Genomic DNA, 23,802 nt, shown 5'->3' with positions numbered 1-23,802 from the left:
AATGGAAAACTGCTATAATTGCCCTTGCTAGAAGCTGGAAAACCTATCTTATTATTGAGAACCCAGTTTCTGTAGCCAGTCTTGACCCAACTGAATGGTAATATCTGAGGAAAAAGCACCGGTGCTTTCCACCCGCACTTCCCCAAATCCCAAATAGTTACGGATAGTGGCAGCACTTTCATCGTCTCCCTGTTGGGCAATAATGCGAGTGGTGCGCAATGGTTCCCTAGACAATTTCTGATCAATACGAACATTCTGGTAGCCAGCTTGGTTAAGTTTCCGGAGCATAGCTTTAGCGACTTCAGAAGAATCTGTAGTGTATTGAATCGCAATCCGCAGGGATGTGGAGTTGGCATTGGAGTAATAGCTATAGCCTTGACCAAAGTGCTGACCCACCATCTGCTGGATGCGGCGGTGGTTTGGCAACCAGTAACTGGCTTGTTTCTTGCCATCGTTGCTAAATCGACCAGGCAGCATTAGCATTTGGACATTGGCTCGTTTAGTCTTGGTGGCAAAACCCGCTAATGCCACTAGCTCTTCTACACTTAAGTTGGTGTCAATGTGGGACTGAATAACTGAGAGGATTTGTGGGATTCGTGCGATAGTACTAGGTTTTAGTGCCTGTTCTACCAATGCCCTCATCAGCATTTGTTGCCGCTGAACTCGACCAATATCCCCATACTTGTCGTAGCGAAACCGCAGGAACTGCATCGCTTTATTACCATCCAGGTGCTGTCTGCCTTTTTTGAGGTTGATATAAAGGTGTTGAGAGTGGTCAGTGTACTTCATATCCTTGGGAATATAGACCGTAACTCCTCCCAAGGCATCCACCAGTTTTTCCACACCCTGAACGTTTACTCGGATATAACGGTCAATGGGCACATCATCGAGAAGATCACTGACCGCCTTTGCTGTGAGGGCAGGTCCGCCAAAATAATTGGCAGCATTGAGCTTGATTTTACCATGTTTCTCAATACGAGTTTGAGTATCACGAGGCATGGACAGCACTTTGACTTTTTCCCCATTTGGGTCAAACCGTAGCAGGAGCATGGTATCTGACAAACCCTCTAAGGAATTGACCAGAGCGTGGTATCCCAGGTCTACTTCTGGGGGTTGCTTGAGATCAGAGGTTAGGACTTTAATACCAAGAAATAAGATATTAACTGGTCGAGTCAACTCCGGCAAGTGCATGCTGTTGCTGGAGATGGTTTCTTCTTGGTTAAATACAGATTTCTCGTCCGGAGTCAGTTCATTTTGCAGCAAAGGGGTACTTGCCAGGGATACAGCTAGGATTGCACCTGCTGCCGCAGATGACATGGCCACTGCGGTAAAACCTAGCCAAAGCCAGAGCAAATTCCCTCCCTTGACTTTTACCTTTTTTCTGCGAACGGGGCGAGTAGGTCTTCTCACTACACGGCGTTTTCGATAAGTTCTTTGAACTGGCACTGGGCTTCCTCACACACAGGCAATAGGGATGGTATTGACAGAAGAAGACTATTCACTGCTGACCGGTTTCACATGGTTGACCTGGAGCTTCCATCTTAAGGTTTAGTATTAATACTCTATAGCAGGTTTTTTAACAGGTTGCTGCCTGATCAGGTAAATTTTCGATCAAGCTTGCCCAATCCGTCAGTCAAAACCATCATTAGAGTACATCATTTATTTAAGTAAACCCCTAGACTAGGACAAATACTTGCCCAGGATTCCTTCAGAGATCCGGCTAATCCAAGGCAGGCGTGGTGACTGGCGCTGCCATAAGCGCACCATCACAGCGAAACTGACCAGAAAATAGCCAGATGTCAGCATAGCATTGAGAAACAGCAAGCGTAATGTCCAAAATTCCGACAATTGTGCTCCTGCTGATAATAAACTGTACCCTAGCAACCAACCAAAGGCCAAGGTGACGGACAAGCGACTCACCGTTTTTTCCTGTCGGTTTCCCTGAGAGTGGTACAATGTCCACAGTGCTGGAAACAAGCCAAAGATGGGGACAAGGTAAATAAATAGCTGTAAGCGCTGATTATCGTGATTGTCGGTAGAATTAGTCTTTTTCACATTATGTTCCATCCGCAGCTTGCCTTAAGAATCCCTCAAACCCCATGACTTGGTGGTTTTACCTCTTATCATGACATTACCTAGTGGTTATTCACCAATGGCAATAATATAGTAATAGCAATAGGGCAATGGCAACATGGATAATCAACTAAGCTTCATTCTCAAACTCGTCATCCTCTCCACGATAATTTCTGTTATTATTAAATACGTTGCCCCCAGTGTACCCATTGCCGCTACATCCGTTAATGGGATGATCGGGATCCTGGCTCCAACGGTGATTTTAGCGATCGCATTAGTAGGTCGAGCCTGGAGCTATCGGCAGTTTGATTGATAGGCTAGTGGTAAGCTCACCTAAGTTTCGCGGCGCACGATCATAGGTTTCCCGAGAGGTTAAGACAGACCTTGGCTCAATCCTGATGGTGAAGACGATTCCAGTCACAGAACTTAGCTTGCATGACGTGAAGGTCAAATTTGACCTGACCCCAGCAGAGGATGACGAATTTTTCCGAGAGTGGCAGGACGAGTTACCAGAACTTACCGACACTGAAAGGCAGTCCTTAGAGCAAGTTAAGGCTCACATGCTATACCTGGAACAGTACCCGATGGTGGAAGACATTGTCAAAATGGTAGTGCTGTCTCCCTTGTTAGGACTAGCGGGTTTTTATGGTTCTCCCTTTCACCTCAAGACAGAGGCCGCAATAGAAATTGCCGCTGTTGAGGAGCACGAAATCCTGCGGGGACGTATTGATGTGTTGGTGCTACAAGAGCAGTTGTGACTACTCCTACATCAAATCAAAGATTATGATGTAGGCGCGCTCTTACTCACGAATGAGACTTACTGTTCCTCGATATCCTGTATCGATTTACCACAGCCATTGAGCGGCAGTCCAACCGCCATCAATCTATCATACCAAAACCAAGAGACCCCGTCAGGTAATTCCCCTCCCGCCCATGAAGCGCGGGTATAACGGGAGACCCCTTACCTGTTTAGTTGGGTATTAGCGATTGAATCGAAACAAGCTGGTTTCTCTCTCAAGTCAGCAATTCCTCAGGCATTGACCTACATGATGGCTAATCCTAATCAGTTGCGCCCTAGTTTTTGATTGGTGACTAATGGCACTAATTTCCGGTTTTTGAACAAAATGTTTCGCGCAGTCCTCACCCATAATCTATGATTTGGGTGGGGTAAGCGAAACCAACAAACATCGCGCAGCGTCCTTATTCAGGGGTCTCTTGGTTTTTTACGTACTCAATCAGCAATCAAACGGTCATAGGCCCTTGTGTTCCTACACTAATGATTGCATAACTGCCAGACCAGAATTGAGGTAATGATCCCCAATAGAACTTAGATAAATGCTCCGCGAACTTGAAGCGTAGCCTAGGAGAAGTAACCGTCAAAACATTATTAACTAGCTTCGACAATCCTACTGACGGGTGTGCTTCAAAGAGAATATGTACATGGTCAGCAACACCAACAAACTCTACTAGATCGCACTCCCACTTCCCAAGAAGTTGTTTGAGTATAAGCTCGATTCTGATTAAAGTGATATATAAGCCGAAACGCACTGTTGCTGAGGGTTTTTAGCGGTAGCATAGAAAAATTTTCTTAACCGTCTTGACAACTAAGATTATAACTGGTAGACCAAGTGTAGACGGTTCGTTAAACCCAAGCCCATGAGCAAAAAAAGAAGTAACAGGAGAACTAAAAAGAAAAAGAAAAAGGAGGCTGACCTGATGCGGACGGACGTTTGGAGCCTTGTGGCAACACAAGAACAAAAGCACCAGATGCAACTAACTGTCAATGAGTACCGTGCCTTCCTAACGCCTCTAGTTCTCATATTCAACGCTCAATGGGCTAAACTAGCTACTCTGTCTTCTACAGAACGGATAAATGCTGTGGAGAAAATGATTCATGCCACAGCAAAAAATCCAGCTCCTAAACATAACTATTATCAAAAAGTTTTAGATAAAAATCCTTCTTTTAGAAAGTTTCCTAGTTATTTAAGAAGAGCAGCTATAGCTGACGCTATTGGGATAGTTTCTAGCTTTCAGACTCGTTATAGAGAGTGGCAGTCAGGCATTAGAAAACATCGTCAGGCATTACCCCCTCGTTTAACGGCTATGTGCAAAAGCTATCCAGCTTTATATCAAGGTCAGCAAATTAAATATGGGGTGAACTATGGCACAGTAGACATAAAGGTCTGGGATGGAACTGATTGGGTCTGGCTAAAAAATATAAAAGTCAAGAAACATGGAGGTAATAGACATTTAACAAAAGGAAATCAACTGTGTTCGCCTGCTCTTGTAATCGACAATAAGAAGTGTCAACTATCCATGCCAGTCGAGGTAAAGCAAGTGGAGAGGCAGGAGGCAGAATATATATGTAGTGTAGATTTAGGAATCAATAACGCTGCTGTAGCAGCTATCGTAGGTCGCGATGGTACTGTAAAGGCGAGAAAATTTATCAATCCCGCCAGAGACATAGACTGTCGCAATAGACGGAGAATGAAAATTGCCAAAAAGGCAAAACAAACCAGTAACATAACCGGGAAAAAATTACCAAGAGGTTTCTGTAAAGGTCTTGAACGCAAGTCTTCTAATCTAAATTTGGAGATTGGCAGAACGGTAGCCAGAGAGATTGTTAAATTTGCCTTGTTACATGGAGTAAAAGTAATCGTATTAGAAAATCTCTCTGGCTGGAAAGCTAAAGCAGGTAAGAAAGGGTCATTGATGAAACAGAAGTTTCATTTATGGTGCCATAGCAAAATCGGCGAGCTTATTAACGATAAGTGGACGGAAGTAGGTGGGGTTGTTCAAACAATTAACCCTAAATACACCAGTGCGGTAGCTTTCGATGGTAGCGGTAAAGTCTTGAGAAGTAAAATCAATTATTCACTTGCCAAATTTTCTACAGGAAAACGGTATCATGCCGATCTAAATGCTAGTTATAATATCGGGGCCAGATACTGGTATTCCGTAATTGTAGGAGATAGGCATTTCTTATGGGTGTTCGATAGCAAAAGTTCTAACGGCACATCGAGAACGCCGATTGTCCTGGGGACGCTTAGGAGTCTAGCTACTTTTAAGCGCACGAATCCCCACCCATAATCTTCGATTTGGGTGGGGTGCGTTCAAACTAACCAAATCCGGTAGACCGATGTATGCTCTTTCCGATGAGTTTACCCTCTATCGTGGCAATGACTGGTATAATGTGCTTAGGATCCTCAAGCGAATTGCTGAATTGGTAGTGATGTGAACTATAGGAGTTCTCAAGTGCTGTGAGGTACTTTCTTCCTGGGTTTTAGGGAGCAGGGAGCAGGGAGTAGGGAGTAGAGAGTAGGGGGAATAAAATTGACTGTAAGCGATCGCGTAGCGGCTCTCAAAGAGCATCGCTCTAGGATTGTTCTGCATGATTTGTACCTCTGATCGGTTCTTTGACAATCATTGTTCCCTCTTCTCTGGTAAGCTATCAGCTGTCAGCCTTTAGCTGATAGCTGATAGCTAAATCCAAATGCGTTCGCTTAGCGGCTCCATTGGAGCATCGCGTAGCGTGACTTTAGGTCAATCGCTTACATTTATGGCGCTATACAAAAAAAAGCCTGCACTCAGCAGGCTACCGATGTTTTCAGAAAGATTTAGTTGATCTAACCGTGGTCAAGTCCAAACCATAAATCAACCAACGACAATGTACTCACTATTCACCGCAGCGGTTAGTGTGCCCTGATCCAGCAAAGCCTGATAAACCATCGCAGCTACCTCAGCACGAGTAGCCTCACGCACAGGATTGAGCTTCCTCTGGTCAGGGGAATTCACCACAATCAGTTTTTTAGTAGCCGTTATGACTTGATCTTTGGCATAGCTGGGAATCTTGTCTTTGTCATCATACAAATCCAAAGCATTGGGGTCTGATTCGTTTAAACCCAAGCCATTTACTAAGGAAACAATCACATCCGCTCGCTTAACATTATCGGCCTGTCCGAAGTTGCCATTACTGTAACCAGATAGGAATCCACCGCGATAGGCTTTTTGAATCGCATCCTTAGCCCAAGACTTATCACTGACATCTTTGAATTGCTTGGCTTCCCTTTTCGGTGAAGGGTTGAACGCTTTGCTAATCAAGGCCGCATATTGAGCACGGTTGATCTTATCATCAGGTTTAAAGTTACTGTTGTCAACACCTGAAATCATACCTTCTGACAACAATTCCTGAATAAACTCTTTCGCCCAGTGGTCTTGAATGTCTGCGAATGTGGGTATCCCGTCGTCTGGAAATTTAACAATATATTGATTAGTAATAGCGCTGACTTTATTAGCATCCACCAAGGCTTGATAAACCATGGCAGATACTTCAGCACGGGTAGCATTGCGAGTGGGGTTGAGTTGTTTGAGATTGCTGTGATTTACGATAATTTCTTTTTTGGTTGCGGTTTTGACAGCTTCAATAGCGTAGGTAGGAATGGAACCGCTGTCATCGTAGGCTTGTAAGGCATTGGGACTGGAAGCCGTTAAGTCTAACCCATTCACCAGTGAAACAATTATTTGGGCACGCTGAACCTTGTCTGTGGGTTTGAATGTCCCCCCAGGGTAGCCAGAGAGGAATCCACCACGATAGGCTTGTTTAATCTTTTCGTAAGCCCAATACTTGGAAGCAACATCACTGAAATCCTTGGCCTCCCTTTTATTTGAAGGATTGAAAGCGTTTACCAACAAGGCCGCATATTCAGCACGGGTCATTGTTTTCTCTGGCTGAAAGGTGCCATCAGGGAAGCCACTAATATACCCTTTACTGTACAATCCCTCGATGAAATCCTCTGCCCAGTGACCACCAATATCCGTTAACTTTTTAGGTGGGTCAACAGGGTCAACAGGGTCAACAGGGTCGACAGGGTCGACAGGGTCGACAGGGTCGACAGGGTCGACAGGGTCGACAGGGTCGACAGGGTCGACAGGGTCGACAGGGTCGACAGGATTAGGAACTTCAGCGATCGCGTCATCAATTTGAACCGGACCACTGGCTTTTGAGGCAACTAAAAAATTGCCCACTGAAATCAGCTTAACCGTGGTGTAATTTTTTAAATCAAACTCACCGTTGTTACGCAGTACGTTTTCCCCTGGGTCTCCTGCGGTTCCCAAATCTGGCAAACCCTTGCCAGAAACTGACAGACCAAATCTTTCGTTGTTTTCAATCCGATTCTTACGCAGTATCGGTCGAGCGTCCCCAGAAACCACTATCCCAAATATGTTTTCAGAGGTTTGGTTCTCGACCAGCCTTGGCGCTGCATTACTATCAACAGCAATGCCATTACCCATTTTTTTACAGGTATTCCCTTGGATGTTCCCTTTGGCATCCCTGGTAATCGATATCCCTTGGCCCTCTATACCGCTACCAATGAAATTATTATCTTTAATTTCTGGTGTGGCTTCACCAGTGACATTAACCCCTTCACGATTGCACTCTTTGAAGGTACAATTAGCAACGATAGGGCTACCAGACTCAATCCAGGCCCCAGTGCCTCGGCGCTCACGATTGGTCATAGTTACTCCCCTGAGGTCGGTATCCTTAGCTAGGATAAGGGTCACGTTTTGACCACCACCGAAACGGGTGTTGAACAATCCGTTGCCTTCAATTAAGATGTCCTTGCCTTTGTTGGCTTCATCCCCTATAATTTTTACACCAGAGGGAGCTTTCAGCGGAAAGGTTTCACCACTGGCTGTATTATAAGTACCAGGTTTTAGTTGAATCTGGTCACCTGATCCAGCTGAATCGAAGGCTTTAGTAATAGTTTTAAAGGGCGTAGATTCGCTACCATCAGCGCTATCACTTCCAGTAGCTGGATTGACGTATAGAGTTGCCATAATTTAGGATTACCCAAAACGCTTAAGAACACAGCAAAACTGCGGTGTCACCCATGAGAGGGTTCACCACTTGCTAATTTCCTGAGCAGGAGGCTAACTTTCTTTAGAAATACTCTTAAGAATTGTTACCCAGATAGTGTGCCTGCTTTTATTGCTTATATCTCACAGTTTAAGCTCGATTTTCACTAAATGTCCATTGAGACTTAAGCAGATTTACTCTGGATTTCTTGTTCTGGCAATGTCAGAATCTCTACACCGTCAGGGGTGACAACTATAGTGTGTTCAAATTGGGCAGAAAGTTTGCGATCGCGTGTTACAGCTGTCCACTTATCAGCTAATATCTCCACTTCGTGGGTACCTTCGTTAATCATGGGCTCGATAGTGAAAACCATCCCAGCCCGGAGGCGTTTTCCTTTCCCTCGGGTGCCATAGTGAGGAATTTGGGGAGCTGTATGGAAAATCTTGCTAATCCCATGTCCAACAAAGTCTCGCACTACGGAAAAGCCGTTGGACTCGGCATACTCTTGGATAGCAGCACCAATATCGCCAACCCTTGCTCCTGGCTTGACCTCAGCAATGCCCCGCATCATACATTCTTCAGTAACTTCCACCAGCTTTTTTGCTAGGGGTGAGGGGGTACCAACAAAAAAGGTTCTAGAGGTATCCCCGTGATATCCATCCACCTTTGGTGTTACGTCTATATTAATGATGTCCCCATCTTTAAGGATTTGCTTCCCGTTAGGGATACCGTGACAGACAACTTCATTGATACTGGTACAGATAGATTTAGGAAAGCCCTGGTAGCCTAAGGGAGCACTGATTGCCCCATGCTCTTTTGTCCAGCGCTCAGCTTCATCATTAATCTCTAGGGTGCTTACCCCTGGCTTAACCATGGGTTCTAAATGGTCTAACAGTGCAGTGGCTAAGCGTCCAGCAAGACGCATTTTAGCTATTTCTCTACTGGATAAGAGCACAATTCTTTCAGCTGCCATGAGTTTTTATTCCGTCAATTACCCCAAAACCTGGGAAAAATTATACTATTTGTTGTTTTTTTAATTGTACAATAATATGATCCCTAATTAACGCGGGTTGGCTTGAGAGCAATAGGTAAGGTACATTCTGGATTTTAGGGAATCGGGAATCGGGAATCGGGAATCGGGAATCGGGATTCGGGAATCGGGAATCGGGATTCGGGATTCGGGAACAGGTAAAAATCCTGTGTACCTCCTCTTTTGCTTGCTATCCAAAGCCAGAATATTTCAATAGAATAGGTCAGTTGATAGAACCAAGTAGGAGTCGATTTTGGAGGTCAAAGCCGCAGTAGCTTTTGAAGCAGGCAAGCCTTTATCCATTGAAACGGTTCAGGTAGCCGAACCTAAGGCGGGTGAGGTGATGGTGGAAATTAAAGCAACCGGAGTATGCCATACTGATGCCTATACCCTCTCTGGCGCAGATCCAGAAGGACTATTCCCAGCCATTCTAGGACATGAGGGAGCAGGTGTAGTCGTTGAGGTGGGTGAAGGGGTGACTAGCGTCCAGGTAGGAGACCATGTGATTCCCCTCTATATCCCTGAGTGCCGTCAGTGTGAATACTGTTTAAGTGGTAAAACCAATCTTTGTCAGGCGATTCGGAATACCCAAGGACGTGGTTTGATGCCCGATGGTACCAGTCGCTTCTCTGTCGATAGCAAAATGCTCCATCATTACATGGGGACATCCACCTTTGCTAACTATACCGTACTGCCAGAAATCGCAGTAGCAAAAATCCGCAAAGATGCTCCCTTTGATAAAGTTTGTTACATCGGTTGTGGAGTTACAACGGGTATTGGTGCTGTGATCAATACCGCTAAAGTTCAACCAGGTTCGAGAGTCGTGGTATTTGGACTCGGGGGAATTGGTTTGAATGTAATCCAAGGCGCACGGATGGTGGGTGCTAGCCAAATTGTAGGTGTTGATATTAATCCCAAAAAACAACAACTTGCTGAAAAATTCGGGATGACCGATTTTGTCAATCCTAATGAAATAGAGGGAGATTTAGTCCCTTACATTATTGATTTAACTAAAGGGGGCGCTGATTATAGTTTCGAGTGTATTGGTAATGTGAAGGTGATGCGCCAAGCTCTAGAATGCTGCCACAAAGGTTGGGGTGAATCTATTATTATTGGTGTCGCAGGTGCTGGAGAAGAAATCAATACTCGACCTTTTCAACTGGTGACTGGACGGGTCTGGCGAGGTACAGCTTTTGGGGGAGCTAGAGGACGCACCGATGTTCCTAAAATCGTCGATTGGTATATGGAAGGTAAGATTAATATTGATGATATGATTACCCATGTCATGCCCTTGGAACAAATTAATGATGCCTTCGATTTGATGCATAAGGGTGAGTCGATTCGTAGTGTGGTGACGTTTGGATAGTTGAAGGTTAATTCATAGGTTTAAGGTTTAAGGTTTGTTGGTTGAAGGTTGAAGGTTTGTTGGTTGAAGGTTGAACGCGATGGACTTCGTCCCGCTTTCAGGGAACCCGTGGCCTATTGGCCAAGGTTATTTGGTTAGCCGTAGGCCACGCTTACTGGCAGAGCCCGACGCTGCGCGTTCGCGTAGTTAAGTAGAGTAGGGTGGGCAAAGTCATCATTTCGTGACTAATCAAAACCACCAAACTCTTTTTGCCCACCCTACAAGCTACTGTTAATTAGAGTAGGGTGGGCAAAGTCATCATTTCGTGACTAATCAAAACCACCAAACTCTTTTTGCCCACCCTACAAGCTACTGTTAAGTTAAGTAGAGTAGGGTGGGCAAAGTCATCATTTCGTGACTAATCAAAACCACCAAACTCTTTTTGCCCACCCTACAAGCTACTGTTAAGTTAAGTAGAGTAGGGTGGGCAAAGTCATCATTTCGTGACTAATCAAAACCACCAAACTCTTTTTGCCCACCCTACAAGCTACTGTTAAGTTAAGTAGGGTGGGCAAAGTCATCATTTCGTGACTAATCAAAACCACCAAACTCTTTTTGCCCACCCTACAAGCTACTGTTAAGTAGAGTAGGGTGGGCAAAGTCATCATTTCGTGACTAATCAAAACCACCAAACTCTTTTTGCCCACCCTACAAGCTACTGTTAAGTAGAGTAGGGTGGGCAAAGTCATCATTTCGTGACTAATCAAAACCACCAAACTCTTTTTGCCCACCCTACAAGCTACTGTTAAGTAGAGTAGGGTGGGCAAAGTCATCATTTCGTGACTAATCAAAACCACCAAACTCTTTTTGCCCACCCTACAAGCTACTGTTAAGTTAAGTAGAGTAGGGTGGGCAAAGTCATCATTTCGTGACTAATCAAAACCACCAAACTCTTTTTGCCCACCCTACAAGCTACTGTTAAGTTTGATTACGTTAAATTTTACTTAAAAAAGTTACTTAATTTGACAAAATATTAAATAAAAACTGTAGCAGTTGCCACAACAGCAGTGGTTATTGTCTTATTGACTCAAAGCTTCTTGTTCAACTTGGTTTTCATGCCCAAGTTTTTTGATCACCCTGTATAGGGATTTCTAGCGTAATCAGGTAAACAGGATTTTTTCCCTGTTCCCAGATCCGCTGTTCCCTGTTCCCTTTTCCCATCAATCCTATGTTCAAAACTCAAATACAAACCCTATATTAACTATCACTATGACTACAGCAACTAATCCCACTCAGATTAACTCTGGTATTGGCGGTACCAAAAATTTCTACAACTGGAATTGGCAAGACAAACAGTATCGAGTAGTCTACGAAACCATTGGCGCAGGAAACCCTGTACTGTTACTTCCTGCTTTTAGTACGGTGTCTAGTCGCACAGAAATGAAAGGTATTGCCAATCTACTCGCTACCAAGTATCAAGTTACGGTTCTAGATTGGTTGGGATTTGGCGAGTCTCAATGCCCTCCTGTGGATTACAATCCCGTATTATTTCAGCAGTTATTAGCAGATTTTGTTAACTCTGTTTTTAATAATAACTCAATTATTGTAATTGCTGCGGGTCATGCTTCCGGATACGCTTTAAAATTTGCCCAAGATAATCCAGATAGTATTTCTAAACTAATTTTAGTGGCTCCCACTTGGAAAGGACCGTTAAGAGCAATGGGTTTACCCGATGGAGTCAGAAACGGAGTAAAAAACCTAGTGCGATCGCCCTGGTTAGGTCAGAGTCTATACTATCTCAACACTACCCCTTCTTTTCTACGCTTGATGTATAAACGCCACGTCTATGTGGATGAAACCAAACTAACTCCCGAATTTATTGCCCAAAAACACAAAATCACTTCCAAAGATGGCGGCAGATATGCCCCGGCTGCCTTTGTGACTGGCGCAATCGATCCTGTTGCTAATCGGGAGGAATTTTTGCAGCTTTTAGATTCTGTTTCCATGCCCGTATTAATTATATTGGCGGAAAATGCACCACCTAAATCAAAAGCCGAAATGATAGCGATGGCAGAGTTAGAACAGGTGCAAACCGTTAGATTAGCTGGAACTTTAGGTATTTCTGAAGAGTATCATGAAGCGGTAACAGCAGTGATTGAGGATTTTATTTAGCTATTTAGCGATCGCTTTTATAGCAGTTATAGCAATTCTCAGAGTCATGAGCGACATTGCTTATCCTTAAACGCTATAAATAGTTATATTTGAAGGAAATTATCCTGAGGGGGTGACATGAGTCCTGAAAAGTTTACTATACAGCGTTTTTCATAACTATCAGGTACACAGGATTTTTTCTCTCTTACCTGTTCCCTGTTCCCAGATCCGCTGTTCCCTAAGAGGATATCTGAAAAGTTTTTTGATACTGAATTTTGCCCCCCTAGCCCCCCAATTCTGGGGGGAACAAGAATCAATTTGCTGGTAGAAGTCCCCCAAAATTGGGGGACCAACGGGGGCTTGGATGTAGCAAATGAGACTTTTCAGACAACCTCTAAAACCTTAAGTAAATTATGGGCTGAAATTATTACCCAGTAATGATTTTAGCTTACATATCCCCCCCAGGAAACCATGATCATGAAATATATTGAAATTGAACCGTTGAATCGCGAAACTACCGATAGTGATTGCGTTAGACGATGCAGAATTAAGCGGATTGATGGCGATGTCCAAGTCGATCAGACTGAGCTATGGTTTCAATTCGATAAATCAATCGTGCCCCCGGAAGATAATGATTGTGACAGTTATTTGCTTGCGGTCCTTATGGATGCGATGAAGGAAGAAAGAGATGTAATTGTTAAAGGGGAAGTCTCAAAACAGCTCTTAAGTAATTTGGTTGAATATCAAGTAGCATGGTATAAATGGTTACCTGACCTATATTCTTACATTAATATTAGCGCAGAGTCTATCAGAGATAATAGTACACCAGTATCTGGTGCCATATGTGCCTTTTCTGGAGGTGTTGATGCCACCTTCTCCGTATGGCGTCACTCCCAAGCAAAATTCAGTCATCGGTCTCAGGACATCAAGCTATGCTCAATAGTTCACGGGTTCGACATTCCACTTAGGGAAGAAACCTCATTCAATAATGCTAGCAAGAGAGCCCAAGAAACCTTAAGGGATATTCAGCTTAAACTAGTACCGATAAAAACCAACTATCGTGAAATTACAACAGTCAATTGGGAACATGCTTTTTCCTGTGTTTTAGTTGCTGTTCTTAGCAATTTCAAAAAAGTTGCTGGTACCTGTATTGTTGGTAGTAGTGAACCCTATGATTCACTGGTTATTCCTTGGGGTTCATCCCCGATTACAGATCATTTGTTAAGTTCTGGCGATTTTCATGTGATCCATGATGGTGCCAGCCATAACCGAACCGAAAAAGTAAAAGAAATTTGTGATTGGAAAGTTGGTATTGAAAATTTGCGTGTCTGTTGGCAAGGAGACTTAAAAGACCGAAATTGCGGTAAATGTGAGAAGTGCGTGAGGACTAAACTTAATTTTTTGGCGACAGGCAACCCGATTCCCATATGCTTTCCTGATTCCAATATTCTTGACGATATCAAAGAAATCACCCTGCCTAACGAAGCTGTTCGTGGAGAGTGGCGACAAATATATGAGTATGCCAATAAAAACGAAGTCAAGGATTCTTGGGTTGGGCAACTCCGGAGAACGTTAAACAAAAAGTCTTTGATTGACAAAATACTACCCAAAGGCAGTCCGCAACGAGAGATTGTCAAAAATCTAACCAGAAAAATAAGCGGACGCTAAAGGCGGGGCTTATTTTAGTCGTTTATCAGCTATCAGCTATCAGCTATCAGCTATCAGCTATCAGCTATCAGCTATCAGCTATCAGCTATCAGCTATCAGCTATCAGCTATCAGCTATAGCAGTACGCACTAAGGTTAGGACAACTCTTACCTCTAAAACCTTGTTAGAGTCAACTTCTGCCTTCTGCCCTCAGCATAGCTGCCTTGCGCGTAGCGCTATATCAGCTATAAGCCAATGGCCTTGGCCATTGGCCACGCTACGCGAATGGCCAGGCTACTGTTCGCGTAGCGTGCCCGTAGCGCAGTGCTTTTGAATAAAATAAGCTGACCGCTGAGCGCTGACCGCTGAATGCTTACCAATACTCGTTTCACCATTAGGGCGATCGCTTTAAAATAATTCCCATTTGTTGTAATTGTTCCCTAATGCGTTCGCGTAGCGTGACCATTCGCGTAGCGTGGCCCAAAGGCCAAGGTCAATCGCGTAGTGGTGCCTGGGGCACATCGCGTTTTCAATTGGTGGACAATCTGGTTCGTGGCAATGCAATTGATTTAAAGAAATAGTCCCTTTTGTGGTTTGACCCAGCAGTGGTGCGTTACGGGGCGGGCTGTGCTAACACTGGCTAAATCAGGGCTCCCCTAACGCACCCTACGCAACTGCTCCCTTTGTTAAATATTCCACCTCACAATCTACCTTCTATTTTATCAAAAAACTGTTTACATTCTTCAAAAACCTGTTTTTTTCTTAGTTGATCCCAAACAATATATCTGTTGTCTTGGAAATTTTTAATTGTTTGTAAAAGCCCAACAATTTCTTGCTCTCCTATTGTTGGGCTGTTTCCGTAACCGTGGTAAGACACTCCCCATATAATAGCTAGGCAAGTAGTAGCTATAAAGTTTTTACCATTTTGGTCGATAGAAACTTCTATATTGTTATTTACAGATAATACAGCCCAAATACTTCCTCCCAATAAACCAACAACAGTAGCCCCTACCTGTATACCAACTAGCGCTGCTGGTCCAGCAGCAACACCACCAACAGGTAATCCAATCAGAAAACCGATTATCCCACCTATAACACCACCGATTCCAGTCCCAATGCCTGTACCAGCAGCTGCACCATCAACTACATCTTTAGGCTTTGAAAAGTTTTTTTTATGAAAGTTAAGGTCATTAACTCCTTTGAGTGGATCGTCTGCTGCTAATTTATAAAGCCTTGAAACGTTTTCGTTAAATTCTTCCAACAACTGTTTAACTTCATCACGTATTTCATCAATGAGATCCTTTTCTGGTGAAGTATTATCAATACCCTTTTGTCTTTTTGCTTTGCTGCATGCTTGGATACAGTCATACATTAAATCTGAAGCTTCCCTTAAAATTTCAAGCTGTCTATGTCTGAAATTTTCCAGGTCTATGCGATATCTTTCTTTCTTTTGACCAGACAATAAATTTTCTACATAGCTATAAATTCGAGTAACTTTGGAAGGATCATCCCACCAACCATCAAACATAATGTAATTATTGATATGGTTTATTTTAAAAAAATCTTCCCACTTAGTTATTCGTTTCCCATGCTGATCATTTTTTTTTCGACTTTTATTACCAATCCCAATAATAGGCTTATTTAATTCCTTTAAAAGTTCAATTTCTTGATCATGTCCTCCTTCCGGCACATCATTTAAAGTATCGACAACGTAGATGACCACATCTGCTCTCTCGACTCCTTCTATTGCAATTAGATCATATTTCATCCTATCAACATTTGGAAATATGTTTGCTAATATCTCTGGAGAAAGCTCTTGTTTTTTAGCTCTCATATAGGCTAAACAAGAATCTGGAAGCTCAAAACCTGGACAATCAACGAACCAAGCTTGCATAGTATCATAGCGAATCGTTTCAGTCTTTTTTGTTGCATGTGCTTGGTCAGCAACTAGACCGACATTGCTCTTGGTTAACGTTCTGATCAAAGTTGTTTTACCAGAATTGGTATGACCAGTTACTGCAATAACAGTTTTTTCGGTATTATTCATAAGGTTTTTCTATTCAATCAACTAACATTGTCTTTCATCTACATACTCAATGGGAACAAATTCCAATCCTTTGTAAGCTGAATCACATGTTGATTGTATTACTTTGACTGCCGCTCCTGGTGGCTCTGTGCGGTTACCATCTGGTTTGAATTTGACTGTCCCAGTTACACCTGAGTAACTAAAATTTTTATTCCTTAAGGCTTCTTGTAACTTGATTCGATTGGGGTTTGGTAAAGTCTCTAGAGCCTTAGCGATGGTCATGATGGCATCGTATGCAGTGGCTGTTCTCAAGCTTACCTGAGTTGTTTTCCATAGTTTTGAAGCTTGCTGGCAAAAGGCTTCTCCCTCAGGAGTATCTACGCACCCTTCCAAGCGATGCCAATCAGAATAAGCTATAAACTTTGATAATACACTTTCACTCTCTTTAGATAGGCCTTCTAAAGTCTGAGGATGGTATAATGAGGACGATCCTCCAATCAATAGCCGACCCTGATTAGATTTAATCAAATCTATTGCGTTAGGAAGTGCCTCACGTGTAGTTCCCCCGTCAGGAACTACAAAAATCCCATTTACTTTATTTTGTTGAGCGTACTCAATTATTTGTCCTGCATCAAACGATGGATTGGAGAGATCGTTGGGTTCTAAATTAATAAACTTCCCTTTTTCTCGCACACGCTTTTCAATAACGGATTTAAACGAATTGCTATAATTATCAGGGTGGCTATAAACAACCCCAGCTGTTTTTTCAAGACCTTTTTTTACCAACTCATCAAGTAATAAATCAACCAAGTATTTAGCTGCATGATTATGATTAGAAATAATTCTAAAAAAGAAGCACTGTTTCTGCTTAATACAGAAATCTGTCAAAGACTCTGAGCTACTGATTGGAGCAACTATAACTAGTCTATGTTTTTGATAAACCTCCTCCAAGGCTTTAAGGGTAATTCCACTATCAGAATGGCCAACTACAGCTATGATCTCACTTTGAGAAGCTATTTGATTTGCCATATCCTTAGCGTGAGCGACATCATTATGATCATCGGCAATCAAGATCCTCAGCGGTCTACCATTGATCTTAGCTTCGGAGTTATTGATCTTGTGTTGAGCTTGAGCAATTCCTCGAAGTATCTCTTTGGCTGTATCTTCGTCTACTCTGATAGGAATTCCAACCGCAATAGTATAGGGCTTTATATTGGTATTTGTCTTAAGTTTAGCATTATTCCAGTAAATTAGAGTTTCTGGATCTCTATCTTCTATTTCCCAGGAAACTTTAAAAAAGTTTGAAGCTTCTAGGTAGTTTCGGTCACGATAGGCTTTAATGCCATCAGCTTTATTCTTCGGTTGGAAACCAAACAATAGACTCTCTTCACCACAACTTATATTATCGTCAATATTAATTGGACAAGTTTCAGGCTTAACAATTATTCTAAGAGTTTTAATACCTGCTGTCGATAAATAAATAAAAATAATTAAAGAAACGAAAATTAGTCCAGTATATATTGGATTAGAAAATATTTTTTTCCTAAATATAACAATACTTCTCTTAAACTGATTATTGTCATTTGTAGGGATTTTAGACTTAGAATCAAGGAGTGGTTTTAAGTCATTCAATATGTCTTTAGCTGACTGATAGCGAGCTTGGGGCTCATAAAGAATCATTTCGTCTAAAATCTTGGCAAAATCATCGCTAATCTGTAAAGGGCTTTTCCCAGGAACGTGATAACGCCATATAGTTTCTTTAGTAGATTGGTGACTAATCAGCTGAGGATTAATCTGAGATCTGATCATCTCAATACAAACAACTCCCAAAGCATATAGATCGTCTCGATACCTGTCTTTATTCCCTTTGGGTGGCTTGTAACGATCATTATATTTGTCTAGAGCAATAGACACCTTGCCAGAAACTATCTGTAGTCCACCGATTTCGTTTAAATCTCCAATATCAAGAAGAGTTAGTTGATCGTCTCCTGAATATATTAGGTTAGAAGCCCTAATATTACCCTGAGCTATTTTTTGTTTATGTAATTGAACTAAAATCTCTAGAGATTTCCTGAGAATTATCTTAACTGTTTCCTCCTGGAAAGACTTTCCATTTTTAATCTCTGCCTCAATAGTATTATCTTGTATATAATCTCGAAGTATATAGAAACTATTGCCTTGGCGAAACTGATACTTAATATTTGCGATACCGTTAATTTTTAAAGCCCTTATCTCTTGGACACGTTCACTGAAAAGCCTTTCAGCTTCTTCCATTACCTCTGGTTCTTCAGAAAGAGGCTTATATTCTTTTGCTATATAGTAACAAGGTTGTGCCGCTGCACTATCATCATTTACCTTATAGGTTCTACAGTAGATTGAAGTTTTATATTCTTGAAGAATACGATAGCTATGTGATATATATTGATCAGCCATTAGTCGATTATTATCAATAAACAATAAGCGTTTACCTTAGTGCCGAATTTAAACAATCGTACTTACAGATATTATGATGTGAATCTACAGCATTAATCGACGTAGACCTAGTCAGATTATTCGATTGGTTCAGTATTATTCCATGAATATAGTGAATTGTAAAGATTAAGATTAGCCTCAGAATTACCTCAAGCAAGATACTGTTGACAATATCAAAATTTAGGCTCTCTAAGGTATAGCTCTAATAAACTAGTATATAATAATTGCTACAATTTTTTGCTAAGCAAAGCTTGTAGGGGAAAAAGGGAATTTTTATAAAAATGTATAACAATACATTACACTCGATATCTTCTCTTGAAGAATAGTTTCGAGTGTGGTGCGAAGCATACTTTTAACTCTGCCCTTGTTCATAAAGAAGCCCAGGCAACTGGCAGAAACACCTACTAAATCAGCCGCTTGTGCGGTGTAAATTATCATGGCTGGGAAACCATTGCCTCAGCGGTCATATTATGTTAACCGAAATTGGATTAACATGCAAGGGCTAAAAAAACTATTGCACTAACTCACCAATTACGATCGGTCGGTCAGTGGCTCAAACAAAACTATTGCACTGACGCACTAAATTGTTCGGCAGCACATATAGCGCTACACGCAACGCAATAAAAAAGCGATCGCAAACTGCGCAGCGATGCTCTTAAGCCCAAAGGCCACGCTACGCGAACAGAGCCGCTACGCGATCGCAATTAGTTAGCGATCGCACAAATACAACTATTCTTCAAATCCCCCCCTTGTTAAGGGGGGTTAGGGGGGATCCCCCAGTCCAAAACTATTGCAACCCTTCCAACAACTGTTCCAACGCCCTATCAAGAGCTTCCCCTAACTTACTGCCATCTTTTCCGCCAGCTTGGGCCAAGTTAGGTCGTCCACCGCCACCACCACCACAAATTTTAGCGATCGCACCAATAAACTTCCCAGCCTGCAAGCCTTTCTGATTAACACCCTTACTAAAGGCTGCCACTAAACTCACCTTGTCCGGGCTAGGCACTGAACCCAACACTACTGCACTTTCTCCCAGCTTCTGCTGTAGCTGTTGCGCAACACTTTTTAAGCCCTCTGGTTCTACTCCCTCCATCTTGGCAACCAGAACCTTGAACTCACCGACTGACTTAGCTTCAGCCAACAACTGGTCAGATTTTGCTAAAGCCAATTGTTGCTTCAGGGCATCTAACTGTTTATTAGTAGCCTTGAGTTCCTGTTGTAAATTACTAATCCGCTCAGGTAACTCTTCCGGTTGTGCCTTAAAGCGATCGCATAAATCCTTAACCACCTTATCCCGCACATTCAGATAATCCAGCACCGCCGGTCCAGCCACTGCTTCTATCCGCCTAATCCCAGAGGCGACCCCTGCGGAAGAGATAATCTTAAACACGCCAATCTCAGCAGTATTGTTGACATGGGTACCACCACACAATTCCATCGAGACACCAGGGAAATCAATCACCCTGACTTCATCGCCATACTTTTCCCCAAACATAGCGGTTGCGCCCTTAGCCTTAGCTTTTGTTAAAGGCATCACCTCCACATCTGCGGTATGGGCTTCACTAATCCAAGTATTAACTTGAGCCTCGATTTGGTCTAACTCTTCCGATGTCAGAGCGCGAGGGCAATTGAAGTCAAAGCGCAAACGGTCAAAAGCCACCAAAGAGCCTGCCTGAGAGATGCTTGGGTCAACAATTCTTTTCAGAGCCGCTTGCAGTAAATGGGTCGCACTATGGTTAGCTTGAACTCGACGGCGACAAGCCCGGTCAATTTGAGCCGTTACTGTTGTGCCTACCGCTAAATTTCCCCGTTCGACAGTACCGAAGTGGACAAAGAAATCCGATTCCTTCTGAACATCTTCGATCCGAACCAATAGCGAATCCCCAGACAGATAACCGCGATCGCCTATTTGTCCTCCAGATTCCGCATAGAATGGGGTCTGATCCAAAATCACCTGGACCTTACTCCCAGCCCCAGCCGATTCCACGGACTTCCCATCAACTAGCAAAGCCTCTACCTTAGCCATGGACTGGGGTTCAGTGTAACCAAGGAATGCCGTACTATGGATATGTTCCCCTAGCTGATCTAAGCTACCCTGTACCGTTAAATCAATCGTTTCATGGGCAACTCTAGCCCGTTCCCGCTGGCGTTCCATTTCCACCTCGAAGCCATCGAGGTCTACCGTTAAGCCCTGTTCTTCAGCAATTTCCTCAGTTAATTCCACTGGGAAACCATAGGTATCATAGAGGGTAAACGCATCTGTGCCAGAAATCTGTTTAGGCTTCTTAGCCAAAATCTCAGCTAGCAGCTTCTCACCCCGTTCTAGGGTTTTCAGGAATTGAGACTCTTCCCGCTGCATTTCCGCTTTGATAGTCTTTTCCCGTTCCCGCACATTAGGATAAGCTGATTGAGATAATGCGATCGCTGTTTGAGCCACTTCCCAGGTAAATTCCCCATCAATCCCAATCAAACGGCCATGACGCACCACTCGACGCAGCAAACGGCGCAACACATAACCCCGTCCGGTGTTAGAAGCCGTAATCCCATCCGCGATCATATGAACGATTGCCCGGATATGGTCACCAATAACCTTCAGAGAAACCTTCGTCTTCTGATCACTCTTGCTATAGTTAACCCCAGCAATTTCCGCTGCGGTTTTTACAATCGGGAAAATTAAATCAGTTTCATAATTATTCGGCACTTGCTGGAGGATTTGCGCCATCCTCTCCAGTCCCATCCCCGTATCAATATTTTGTTTCTCTAACGGAGTGCGATTCCCCTCCGCATCCTGGTTGTATTCCATGAATACCAGGTTATAGAACTCAATAAACCTGGTATCATCTTCCAAATCAATGCTCTCGTCTCCCAGTTCTGGGTGAAAATCGTAGTAAATTTCTGAACACGGACCACACGGACCGGTCGGACCCGATTTCCAATAATTATCCTCCTCACCCAAGCGCTGGATGCGATGAGCTGGAATCCCAATTTTATCCCGCCAGATCCCAAACGCTTCGTCATCATCCCGAAAAACACTGACTACTAAGCGTTCTGGTGGCAAACCGAATACCTCTGTAGAGAGTTCCCATGCCCATGCGATCGCTTGTTCCTTAAAGTAATCCCCAAAACTAAAATTCCCCAGCATCTCAAAAAAAGTATGATGCCGTGCCGTGCGTCCCACATTCTCTATATCATTGTTGCGGATACATTTTTGGGCAGTGGTGGCGCGAGGGAATTCCGACTGACGTTGTCCTAGAAAAATCGGTTTAAACGGCAACATTCCCGCAATTGTCAGCAACACCGTCGGGTCTTCCGGTACTAGGGAAGCACTTGGCAATACCTGGTGTTGCCGTTGGGAGTAGAAATCGAGGAAAGTTTGCCGTATTTCGTTACCGCGCAAATAATTAGGGATATCGGGCATGGTTCTCTACAAGTCAGCTTTAGGGTATGGGCATATGGTAATTAAAACCCTATCGCTATATTTATTAATTTACCTATGATCCATTGTTACAGACCTTGGCTAGAAAGCCCACCCTTGAGAGCTGAGCATCCCATTTTGATGGTTGATGCTTGAAGGTTTGATGGTTGAAGGTTGGTAGGTTGAAGGTTGGTAGGTTGAAGGTTGGTAGGTTGGAGGTTGGTAGGTTGGAGGTTGGTAGGTTGAAGGTTGGTAGGTTGAAGGTTGGTAGGTTGGAGGTTGGTAGGTTGAAGGTTGGTAGGTTGGAGGTTGGTAGGTTGAAGGTTGGTAGGTTGGAGGTTGGTAGGTTGAAGGTTGGTAGGTTGAAGGTTGGTAGGTTGAAGGTTGGTAGGTTGGAGGTTTGATGGTTGAAGATTAGAGGCTTAACAACTGAAAGCCGGATGTATAACTAGCAATCTGTAACCTGTAACCTTCAACATCTAACCTGTAACCTTCAACATCTAACCTGTAACCTGTAACCTGTAACCTGTAACCTGTAACCTTCAACCTGTAACCTTCAACCTTTCAACCTTCCAACCTTCAACCTTCAATCTTCTTAATCTAATCGTTGCAGTTTGTAAAGACTCCTGAACTTTAACAACAAGTATTCGTAATCTCCAGAAAGTCGTGTTAGCTTTAAAGAGTGGAAGTCATCCTTCAGATAAAAACCTGAAGCCAAAAACCAAATGGGCATAGATAAGATGATTTCTAGCGGTCTATAGCCCAGCCACAGTAGGCACCAATCGAACATAGCAAAAAGTGGCGAGAAACCAACAGAAGTTGGAGGAAGCCAAACCAAAGTCCGGAAAGACACGACTGTGTGAGATTTAGTATTAGGTGTATCTGTGAAGTTTGCCAACCATAGTAGTGATTCAAAACTGGTAGTCAGAAAGTTAACTCGTTGAAAATTTGTCTTTTTCCACTCGAATGGGTCTAGTCAATCCTGGCTAGGCCCTTTGAGTATTGGGGAAATGTATTGGGGAAATCCCAGACACATTAGAAATGATTGCTGCACCCTACCATTAAAGTTAATAAAAAGTTTGCATCTAAAAAGCAATTAACACTTTACCCTGGACCCTTGGCCAATAGGCCAGGCTACGCGAACAACCTTCATACTTTTTCATCTAATCGTTGCAGTTTGTAAATACTGATTAACTTTAACAACAAGTATTCGGAATCTCCAGAAGGTCGTGTTAGCTTAAAAGAGTGGAAGTCATCCTTCAGATAAAAACCTGAAGCCAAAAACCAAATGGGCATAGATAAGATGATTTCTAGCGGTCTATAGCCCAGCCACAGTAGGCACCAATCGAACATAGCAAAAAGTGGCGAGAAACCAACAGAAGTTGGAGGAAGCCAAACCAAAGTCCGGAAAGACACGACTGTGTGAGATTTAGTATTAGGTGTATCTGTGAAGTTTGCCAACCATAGTAGTGATTCAAAACTGGTAGTCAGAAAGTTAACTCGTTGAAAATTTGTCTTTTTCCACTCGAATGGGTCTAGTCAATCCTGGCTAGGCCCTTTGAGTATTGGGGCAATGTATTGGGGAAATGTATTGGGGAAATCCCAGACACATTAGAAATGATTGCTGTACCGTACCATTAAAGTTAATCAAATGTAAGCATTCAGCCGTCAGCTATCAGCCATCAGCTTCATAGTTCGAGATTAATGATAATTTCAAGTCTGGGGAAAAGCCCTTGGCCAATGACTGATAGCTGATAAGCGACACGCTGATAGCTGACAAAGCAAT

19 protein-coding genes are annotated in these 23,802 nt (G+C 43.0%); 7 read left to right on the top strand and 12 right to left on the bottom strand.

The genetic code is table 11. The features are described 5' to 3' along the window. Positions 1 to 51 precede the first annotated feature (51 nt). Positions 52 to 1,446 carry an LCP family protein gene (locus F6K64_RS15055; protein WP_052308417.1) on the bottom strand — a complete coding sequence of 465 codons (1,395 nt, stop codon included), beginning with the start codon at positions 1,444 to 1,446 and terminating at the stop codon, positions 52 to 54. Positions 1,447 to 1,680: 234 nt separating this feature from the next. After that, the gene (locus tag F6K64_RS15050; RefSeq protein ID WP_008181625.1) at positions 1,681 to 2,067 is read right to left on the bottom strand and encodes a hypothetical protein; all 387 of its coding nucleotides are present in this window, start codon (positions 2,065 to 2,067) and stop codon (positions 1,681 to 1,683) included. A 124-nt stretch (positions 2,068 to 2,191) separates the two neighbouring features. On the opposite strand from F6K64_RS15050, the gene F6K64_RS15045 reads away from it, so the two are divergent. Further along, positions 2,192 to 2,386, top strand: coding sequence for a hypothetical protein (locus F6K64_RS15045; protein WP_008181624.1), 195 nt, complete (start codon positions 2,192 to 2,194; stop codon positions 2,384 to 2,386). Between the two features lie 85 nt (positions 2,387 to 2,471). Then, entirely contained in the window at positions 2,472 to 2,831 is a 360-nt protein-coding gene (locus F6K64_RS15040) for a hypothetical protein (RefSeq protein ID WP_008181623.1), read from the top strand. A gap of 484 nt (positions 2,832 to 3,315) precedes the next feature. Here F6K64_RS15040 and tnpA read toward each other — a convergent pair whose 3' ends face one another. Then, complete coding sequence (gene tnpA / locus F6K64_RS38235; protein WP_008181621.1) at positions 3,316 to 3,621, bottom strand: IS200/IS605 family transposase; 306 nt, start codon at positions 3,619 to 3,621, stop codon at positions 3,316 to 3,318. 108 nt (positions 3,622 to 3,729) lie between these two features. Here tnpA and F6K64_RS15035 point away from each other — a divergent pair, with 108 nt between their 5' ends. Further along, positions 3,730 to 5,163, top strand: coding sequence for an IS200/IS605 family accessory protein TnpB-related protein (locus tag F6K64_RS15035; RefSeq protein WP_008181619.1), 1,434 nt, complete (start codon positions 3,730 to 3,732; stop codon positions 5,161 to 5,163). A gap of 78 nt (positions 5,164 to 5,241) precedes the next feature. Here F6K64_RS15035 and F6K64_RS15030 read toward each other — a convergent pair whose 3' ends face one another. The 4 genes from F6K64_RS15030 to F6K64_RS15015 all read right to left on the bottom strand — a co-directional run bounded on the left by F6K64_RS15030 (position 5,242) and on the right by F6K64_RS15015 (position 9,158). Continuing rightward, positions 5,242 to 5,466: a hypothetical protein gene (locus tag F6K64_RS15030; RefSeq protein WP_131826884.1), complete on the bottom strand. Its 225-nt coding sequence runs from the start codon at positions 5,464 to 5,466 to the stop codon at positions 5,242 to 5,244. Between the two features lie 261 nt (positions 5,467 to 5,727). Next, a complete protein-coding gene (locus tag F6K64_RS15025) occupies positions 5,728 to 7,911 on the bottom strand; it encodes an S-layer homology domain-containing protein (RefSeq protein ID WP_008181615.1) in 2,184 nt (727 codons plus the stop codon). A gap of 203 nt (positions 7,912 to 8,114) precedes the next feature. Beyond that, positions 8,115 to 8,903, bottom strand: coding sequence for a type I methionyl aminopeptidase (gene map / locus F6K64_RS15020; protein WP_008181613.1), 789 nt, complete (start codon positions 8,901 to 8,903; stop codon positions 8,115 to 8,117). A gap of 87 nt (positions 8,904 to 8,990) precedes the next feature. Further along, positions 8,991 to 9,158, bottom strand: a complete 168-nt coding sequence (locus F6K64_RS15015; RefSeq protein WP_287265718.1) for a hypothetical protein — start codon at positions 9,156 to 9,158, stop codon at positions 8,991 to 8,993. Positions 9,159 to 9,213: 55 nt separating this feature from the next. On the opposite strand from F6K64_RS15015, the gene F6K64_RS15010 reads away from it, so the two are divergent. Beyond that, positions 9,214 to 10,326 carry an S-(hydroxymethyl)glutathione dehydrogenase/class III alcohol dehydrogenase gene (locus F6K64_RS15010; protein ID WP_287252254.1) on the top strand — a complete coding sequence of 371 codons (1,113 nt, stop codon included), beginning with the start codon at positions 9,214 to 9,216 and terminating at the stop codon, positions 10,324 to 10,326. A gap of 443 nt (positions 10,327 to 10,769) precedes the next feature. On the opposite strand, the gene F6K64_RS15005 is transcribed toward F6K64_RS15010, so the two are convergent. Next, positions 10,770 to 11,180 carry a hypothetical protein gene (locus tag F6K64_RS15005; RefSeq protein WP_287265716.1) on the bottom strand — a complete coding sequence of 137 codons (411 nt, stop codon included), beginning with the start codon at positions 11,178 to 11,180 and terminating at the stop codon, positions 10,770 to 10,772. A 394-nt stretch (positions 11,181 to 11,574) separates the two neighbouring features. Here F6K64_RS15005 and F6K64_RS15000 point away from each other — a divergent pair, with 394 nt between their 5' ends. Both F6K64_RS15000 and F6K64_RS14995 read left to right on the top strand, forming a co-directional pair. Beyond that, on the top strand, positions 11,575 to 12,477 hold the full coding sequence (locus F6K64_RS15000; protein ID WP_287265714.1) for an alpha/beta fold hydrolase: 903 nt from the start codon (positions 11,575 to 11,577) through the stop codon (positions 12,475 to 12,477). Positions 12,478 to 12,933: 456 nt separating this feature from the next. Beyond that, positions 12,934 to 14,124, top strand: a complete 1,191-nt coding sequence (locus F6K64_RS14995; RefSeq protein ID WP_287265713.1) for a hypothetical protein — start codon at positions 12,934 to 12,936, stop codon at positions 14,122 to 14,124. 224 nt (positions 14,125 to 14,348) lie between these two features. On the opposite strand, the gene F6K64_RS14990 is transcribed toward F6K64_RS14995, so the two are convergent. The 4 genes from F6K64_RS14990 to alaS all read right to left on the bottom strand — a co-directional run bounded on the left by F6K64_RS14990 (position 14,349) and on the right by alaS (position 22,019). Beyond that, positions 14,349 to 14,498 (bottom strand): hypothetical protein, encoded by a 150-nt coding sequence (locus F6K64_RS14990; RefSeq protein ID WP_287265711.1) that lies wholly within the window; start codon positions 14,496 to 14,498, stop codon positions 14,349 to 14,351. A gap of 305 nt (positions 14,499 to 14,803) precedes the next feature. Next, positions 14,804 to 16,150, bottom strand: a complete 1,347-nt coding sequence (locus F6K64_RS14985) for a GTPase domain-containing protein (protein WP_287265710.1) — start codon at positions 16,148 to 16,150, stop codon at positions 14,804 to 14,806. 21 nt (positions 16,151 to 16,171) lie between these two features. After that, a complete protein-coding gene (locus F6K64_RS14980) occupies positions 16,172 to 18,562 on the bottom strand; it encodes an ABC transporter substrate-binding protein (RefSeq protein WP_287265709.1) in 2,391 nt (796 codons plus the stop codon). A gap of 826 nt (positions 18,563 to 19,388) precedes the next feature. Next, on the bottom strand, positions 19,389 to 22,019 hold the full coding sequence (gene alaS / locus F6K64_RS14975; protein WP_287265708.1) for an alanine--tRNA ligase: 2,631 nt from the start codon (positions 22,017 to 22,019) through the stop codon (positions 19,389 to 19,391). 164 nt (positions 22,020 to 22,183) lie between these two features. On the opposite strand from alaS, the gene F6K64_RS14970 reads away from it, so the two are divergent. Then, positions 22,184 to 22,420 (top strand): hypothetical protein, encoded by a 237-nt coding sequence (locus F6K64_RS14970; RefSeq protein WP_287265707.1) that lies wholly within the window; start codon positions 22,184 to 22,186, stop codon positions 22,418 to 22,420. Positions 22,421 to 23,802 lie beyond the last annotated feature (1,382 nt).

Origin of the sequence: Moorena sp. SIO3A2, from assembly GCF_010672265.1 — a bacterium.
Taxonomy (GTDB): domain Bacteria; phylum Cyanobacteriota; class Cyanobacteriia; order Cyanobacteriales; family Coleofasciculaceae; genus Moorena; species Moorena producens.
Note: the sequence above shows the minus strand (reverse complement) of the source record. Positions and strands in the feature narration are given on the sequence as shown.